This window comes from Rhodoferax sp. (genome assembly GCF_023701345.1).
Taxonomy (GTDB): domain Bacteria; phylum Pseudomonadota; class Gammaproteobacteria; order Burkholderiales; family Burkholderiaceae_C; genus Rhodoferax.
In genome coordinates this window covers 1-5,862 of the sequence record NZ_JAMPXE010000167.1, presented here as the reverse complement: position 1 = coordinate 5,862, position 5,862 = coordinate 1, and the positions used below count along the sequence as shown (strand labels likewise).

Annotated in this window: 6 protein-coding genes; 2 read left to right on the top strand and 4 right to left on the bottom strand. The window is 59.5% G+C overall.

All coding sequences use genetic code 11. The features are described from left to right. The coding region (locus tag NDI87_RS16035) for a DNA methyltransferase (protein WP_296276490.1) at nt 1-1,849 on the top strand (1,849 nt) is incomplete at its 5' end. Here NDI87_RS16035 and mog read toward each other — a convergent pair. Further along, on the bottom strand, nt 1,839-2,453 hold the full coding sequence (gene mog / locus NDI87_RS16030; RefSeq protein WP_296276488.1) for a molybdopterin adenylyltransferase: 615 nt from the start codon (nt 2,451-2,453) through the stop codon (nt 1,839-1,841). The two genes, NDI87_RS16035 and mog, sit on opposite strands and share 11 nt — an antisense overlap. Beyond that, the gene (yjgA, locus tag NDI87_RS16025; protein WP_296276486.1) at nt 2,450-3,103 is read right to left on the bottom strand and encodes a ribosome biogenesis factor YjgA; all 654 of its coding nucleotides are present in this window, start codon (nt 3,101-3,103) and stop codon (nt 2,450-2,452) included. The genes mog and yjgA overlap by 4 nt, the downstream gene beginning before the upstream one ends. Before the next feature lie 22 nt (nt 3,104-3,125). Between yjgA and pmbA the strand changes: the two genes are divergently transcribed. After that, entirely contained in the window at nt 3,126-4,565 is a 1,440-nt protein-coding gene (gene pmbA, locus NDI87_RS16020; RefSeq protein ID WP_296276485.1) for a metalloprotease PmbA, read from the top strand. On the opposite strand, the gene NDI87_RS16015 is transcribed toward pmbA, so the two are convergent. Beyond that, nucleotides 4,562-5,317 carry an amino acid ABC transporter ATP-binding protein gene (locus tag NDI87_RS16015; RefSeq protein WP_296276483.1) on the bottom strand — a complete coding sequence of 252 codons (756 nt, stop codon included), beginning with the start codon at nt 5,315-5,317 and terminating at the stop codon, nt 4,562-4,564. The genes pmbA and NDI87_RS16015 overlap by 4 nt on opposite strands. A 148-nt stretch (nt 5,318-5,465) precedes the next feature. Next, nucleotides 5,466-5,862, bottom strand: a 397-nt coding sequence (locus NDI87_RS16010) for an amino acid ABC transporter permease (RefSeq protein ID WP_296276481.1), incomplete at its 5' end; no start/stop codon positions are given.

Below are 5,862 nucleotides of genomic sequence, written 5' to 3'. Positions count from 1 at the left end.
TACGCTTCGCTTTTTAAAATCGCCCCCGACATCCGCCCCACCCACGCCCCTGGACGTCGGTTCGCCCGTTGATGTGGAAGAACCGGGTACAGCCAAAACAGGTTCAGCAAAACCGGGGGCAGCTGAAATGGGGTCGGATCCCGATTTTGCGCAGCAAAACTCGGGCTCTGACCCCATGGCTGCGGAAGTTCGGGAAGCCACCTGGCCCAAAGCCAACGTGGTGATTGGCAACCCGCCGTTTCTGGGCGACAAGAAGATGCGCTCTGAGTTGGGTTACGAATACACGACTGCCCTACGGAAAACCTACGAAGGCCGTGTGCCGGGTGGAGCGGACTTGGTGTGCTACTGGTTTGAGAAAGCGCGCACGGCCATTGAGTCTGGTGGTTTGACTGCTGCTGGGCTAGTTGCGACCAACTCGATTCGGGGTGGAAAGAATCGCAAAGTACTTGAAGCGATTTGTGCAACGACTCGCATTTACGAAGCTTGGAGTGACGAAGGCTGGGTCAACGATGGTGCTGCTGTACGTGTTTCGCTAATTGCTTTCGGGGGTGTGATCGGTGAAGCGAGACTTGATGGACAGTTGTGTCTTGAAATTTTCTCCGATCTAACCCAAATGGCCCATGTCGATTCGATCGATCTGACGACGGCACGGCGATTGCCTGAATGCGCTGGCGTTTCATTTATGGGTGTAACTAAATCTGGGCCGTTTGATATTTCTTATGAAACAGCGCGCGCCCTTTTGAAATTGCCCAACCCAAACGGTAAATCAAGTTTTGAAGTGCTGTTTCCATCAATCAACGGCGCAGACATCGCAAAACGACCATCGGGCGATTGGATTATTAATTTTGGTACGCGTGACGAGGTCACCGCAGCGCTGTACGAGGGTGTATTCGAATACGCTAAAAAGGTAGTCAAACCGGAGCGTCAAAAAAGTCGGACATCAAAAAATCATTCAGTCTGGTGGCAGTTTGAAAGGCCGCGGCCAGAAATGTTCCTGAAGTTTGGTAGTCGGCAACGGTACATTGGAACCTGTCTGGTTTCAAAGCACAGGTTCTTTGTCTGGCAGCACTGTCTGACGGTTCCTGAGAATGTCGTCATTGTTGTCGCTCGTGCCGATGACACCACTTTTGGCATCCTGCACAGCCGCTTCCACGAACTCTGGTCGCTGCGAATGGGCACATCGCTGGAAGACCGTCCGCGCTACACCCCCACCACCTGCTTCGAAACCTTCCCCTTCCCCCCAGGCCTCACACCCGCCGACACCGCCCACCAGCACACCGAACTGGTCGAAGGCGGTGCCCTGATCCCCGCGCAATTGCAAGAACAAGCTTCACAGGCGGGGCTGGTTCGGATGTCGGGGGCGATTTTAAAAAGCGAAGCGTATGAGCCCCCGGCGTCCGAGCCAGCCCCGCCGGGTAAAAGGATACAAACTACAAATGCTTCGACAAGCTCAGCACGAACGGCAGAAGTGTCTGTTCGCCATGCGGCCATCGCCATCGCCGTCGCAGCCAAAAAACTCAACGATTTAAGGGAAAACTGGCTCAATCCGCCCGAGTGGACGCACAAGGTGCCCGAAGTCTTACCACTGGGCATGGACAAGTCGCCGTACCCGGACCGCATCGAGCCCAAGCCCGGCATCACCGAGGCCGACCTCAAGGCCCTGCAAAAACGCACGCTCACCAATCTCTACAACGCCAAACCCGCCTGGCTCAGCATGGCGCACCAGCAACTTGACCAGGCCGTGGCAGCGGCTTACGGCTGGACCGACTACACGCCAGCCATGCCCGACGACGAGATCCTCAAGCGCCTGCTGGCGCTGAACCTGGCACGTTCAGGCGCTACACCGTAGCCGGAAAACTCCGGATCGCCGTTTTAGGTCGAAACGCCTTGCACACCGTTTCATCAGCCTCCAGGTACGGCCCGCCGATCAGGTCGATGCAGTAGGGCACAGCGGCAAAGATGCCGGGAACAACTGATTTGCCATCGGCGTCGCGCAGGCCCTCCAGCGTTTCGGCGATCGACTTGGGCTGGCCGGGGAGGTTGATGATGAGGGTCTGGTCGCGGATCACCGCCACCTGGCGCGACAGAATGGCGGTGGGCACAAAGTTCAGGCTGATTCTCCGCATCTGTTCGCCAAAGCCGGGCATTTTCTTGTGCGCCACCGCCAGCGTGGCTTCGGGGGTGACGTCGCGCAGGGCCGGGCCGGTGCCGCCGGTGGTGAGCACCAGGGCGCAACCCGCGTCCACCAGCGCGATCAGCGCGGCTTGAATAGCGGCTTGCTCGTCAGGGATCAGGCGCGGCTCGAATTGCAGCGGGTTCTTGAGGGCGCGGCTGAGCCACTCTTGTAGCGCGGGCAGGCCCTTGTCCACATACACGCCGGCAGAGGCGCGATCGCTGACCGACACGATACCGATTTTGACGGGCGGGTAGGGGTTGGCAGCGGGCGTGTTCATGAGGCTTCTTTGGCAGGGCTGAAAGGAATGGCCGGGTCATCGCGGGGCGGAATGGCACCGAGCTGCTCGCGCACCATTTGAAAGATTTCACGGTAGGCGCGACCATGGCGCGGCAGCGCACCCGGCTTGGAGGGCTTGGCGTCCTTGCGGGCCTGGCGAATCAGCGCGCGCAGTTCCTGGCTGTCACAGCCGGGGTTCTGGGTGATCCACTGGGCGGCGGCGTCGTCGTCGGCAATCAGCCGGTCACGCCAGATCTCGGCCTGGTGCAGCATCAGGTTGTCGGCGGCCGAGCCGGTGGCTTCTTCAATGAGCGTTTTCTTGACTGCTTCGAGCACCTCGGGTTCGAGCTTGCGCATGAGCTTGCCGATGAACTGCATCTGGCGGCGCTTGCCCTCAAAGTTGGTGATGCGTTTGGCGTCGGCAATGGCGTCCTTGAACTTGTCGGACAGGTCCAGCCGCGCCAGCAGATCGGCGCGCAAGTCGAGCAGGTCGGCACCCAGCTTTTGCAGTTCGGTGCTCTCGCGTTTGAGGTCGGTGCGGCTTTGGTCGTCGGTGCCTTTGAGCTCGGCTTTGAGCTCCAGGTCGCGCTCGCTGCCCTCGGCGACGAACTCACCACGCACGAAATAGCCTTTTTTGAGTTTTCTTGACATAGACAAGTATCATAGCCGCGCTATGAACAAATCCAACACGCCCAAGCGCGCCGCCAAGTCAGGCCGCGCCGCCTCTCATTCTTCCGCCAAAGCCGCTGATGTCCCGGCCGATGGCTTCAGTTACAGCCGCTCTTTTTTTGAAGGCCTGGTGGATTCGGCCATCGCCCATGCCAAAAAATTGGGCGCCACCGATGCCGCGGCGCACGCCTCCGAGGGCTGCGGCCTGAGCGTGTCGGTGCGCAAGGGCGAGCTGGAAAACGTGGAGCGCAACCGCGACAAATCGCTCAGCATCTCGGTGCACCTGGGCCAGCGCCGCGGCAATGCCAGCACCTCCGACTTTTCCCAGGCCGCCATCAAGCAAACGGTACAGGCGGCGTTTGACATTGCCCGTTTTACCGCCGAAGACCCGTTTGCCGCCTTGCCTGATGAAGCCGATATTGCCCGGCCGCAGGAGCAACGCACCGACCTGGAGCTGTTTTTCCCCTGGACCATCACCAGCGAGCAGGCGGCGCACATCGCCTTGCAGGCCGAAGCGGCCGCCCTGAGCCTGGACAAGCGCATTGCCAACAGCGAAGGTGCCGGCGTGTCGGCCCAGCAGTCGCACTTTTTCAGCGCCCACACGCACGGGTTTCGTGGCGGTTACGCCAGTTCGCGCCATTCCCTGTCGGTGTCGCCGATTGCCGGCAAGGGCGACGACATGCAGCGCGATGCCTGGTACAGCTCGCAACGCGACGCGGCCGAGCTGGCCAGCCCGGAAGCGGTCGGGCGTTATGCCGCCGAGCGCGCCTTGAGCCGTTTGCATGCCCGCAAGATTGCCACCACCGAATGCCCGGTGCTGTTCGAGTCGCCGCTGGCCGCAGGCCTGCTGGGCAGCTTTGTGCAGGCCATCAGCGGTGGCGCCTTGTACCGCAAGAGCAGCTTTTTGCTCGACAGCCTGGGCAAACCGGTTTTTCCCAAGCACATTGACATTCTGGAAGACCCGTTCATCAAGCGCGGCAAGGGCAGCTCGCCCTATGACGATGAAGGCGTGCGTGTGCAGGCGCGCAGTGTGGTCGAAGCGGGCAGGGTGCAGGGCTACTTTCTGGGCAGTTACTCGGCGCGCAAACTGGGCATGAAGACCACCGGTAACGCCGGCGGCTCGCACAATCTGACGCTGACCTCGCGCCTGACCCGTGCTGGCGACGACCTCGACGCCATGTTGCAGCGTCTGGGCACCGGCCTGTTTGTGACCGAGCTGATGGGCAGCGGTGTCAACTATGTGACCGGCGACTATTCGCGCGGCGCCAGCGGCTTCTGGGTGGAAAACGGCCGCATTGCCTACCCTGTGCATGAGATCACCATTGCCGGCAACATGAAGACCATGCTCAAGGGCATCATGGCGGTGGGTTCTGACGCCTACAACTACGGCGCCAAAACCGTGGGCTCGATCCTCATCAACAAGATGAAGGTGGCTGGGAGTTAATGCCCCAGGATTTTTGACAGGAAGTCTTTGCTGCGCTCGCTTTGCGGGTTGTTGAAGAAGTCGTGCGGGTTGTTCTGCTCGACGATCTGGCCCTGGTCCATGAAGATCACGCGGTCGGCCACGGCCTTGGCAAAGCCCATTTCGTGGGTGACGCAGAGCATGGTGATGCCTTCGTCGGCCATGGCAATCATCACGTCCAGCACTTCCTTGATCATCTCGGGGTCGAGCGCGCTGGTGGGCTCGTCAAACATCATGATCTTGGGTTTCAGGCACAGTGCACGGGCAATCGCTACGCGCTGCTGCTGGCCGCCCGAGAGCTGCAGCGGGTACTTGTTGGCCTGTTCGGCAATGCGCACCCGGTTGAGCTGCACCATGGCTTTTTCTTCAGCCTCTTTTTTTGGCATCTTGCCGACCCACATCGGTGACAGCGTCAGGTTTTCAAGTACCGTGAGGTGCGGGAACAGGTTGAACTGCTGGAACACCATGCCGACTTCCTTGCGCACGGCGTCAATCGCTTTGACATCGTCGTTGATCTCAATACCATTGACGGTCAGCTTGCCTTGCTGGTGTTCTTCAAGCCGGTTGATGCAGCGGATCAGCGTGGATTTGCCCGAGCCCGACGGCCCGCAAATGACGATGCGCTCGCCTTTGGCGACCGTCAGGTCAATGTCACGCAGCACATGAAAGTTGTTGCCATACCATTTGTTGACCTTGTCAAAGATGATGATGGGGGATGATTTTGTGTCGGCCATGATGATGTTCAGTTAAAGTTTTAAGTGATCAAGGCGAAAGATCGCCATTGCGAGCGCAGCGTGGCAATCCAGGGTTCATGGATCGCCGTGTCGCTGCGCTCCTCGCGATGACGGAACTATTTCATTTTTGGGTTATTGCTGAAATGTATTAGCGCAGCTTGCTCTTGTTGACCTGCTTCTCAACCCAGTGGCTGTAGCGCGACATGGAGAAGCAGAACACAAAGTAGATCAGCGCTATGAAGATGTAGCCTTCAATGGTGAAGGGCCGCCAGTTGGCATCCGAGTTGAGCGCCAGGCTCATGGCGCCAGTCAATTCGTACAGGCTCACGATGGTCACCAGCGAGGTGTCCTTGAAGGTGGAGATAAAGTTGTTCATGATGCCCGGCACCACCATGGCCAAGGCTTGCGGCAACACGATCTTGCGCTGGGTTTGCCAGTACGACAGTCCCAGCGTGGCGGCAGCCTCGACTTGACCACTGGGTACGGCCTGCAAACCGCCGCGAATCACCTCGGCCGAGTAGGCGGCGGCAAACAGCGTGATGCCC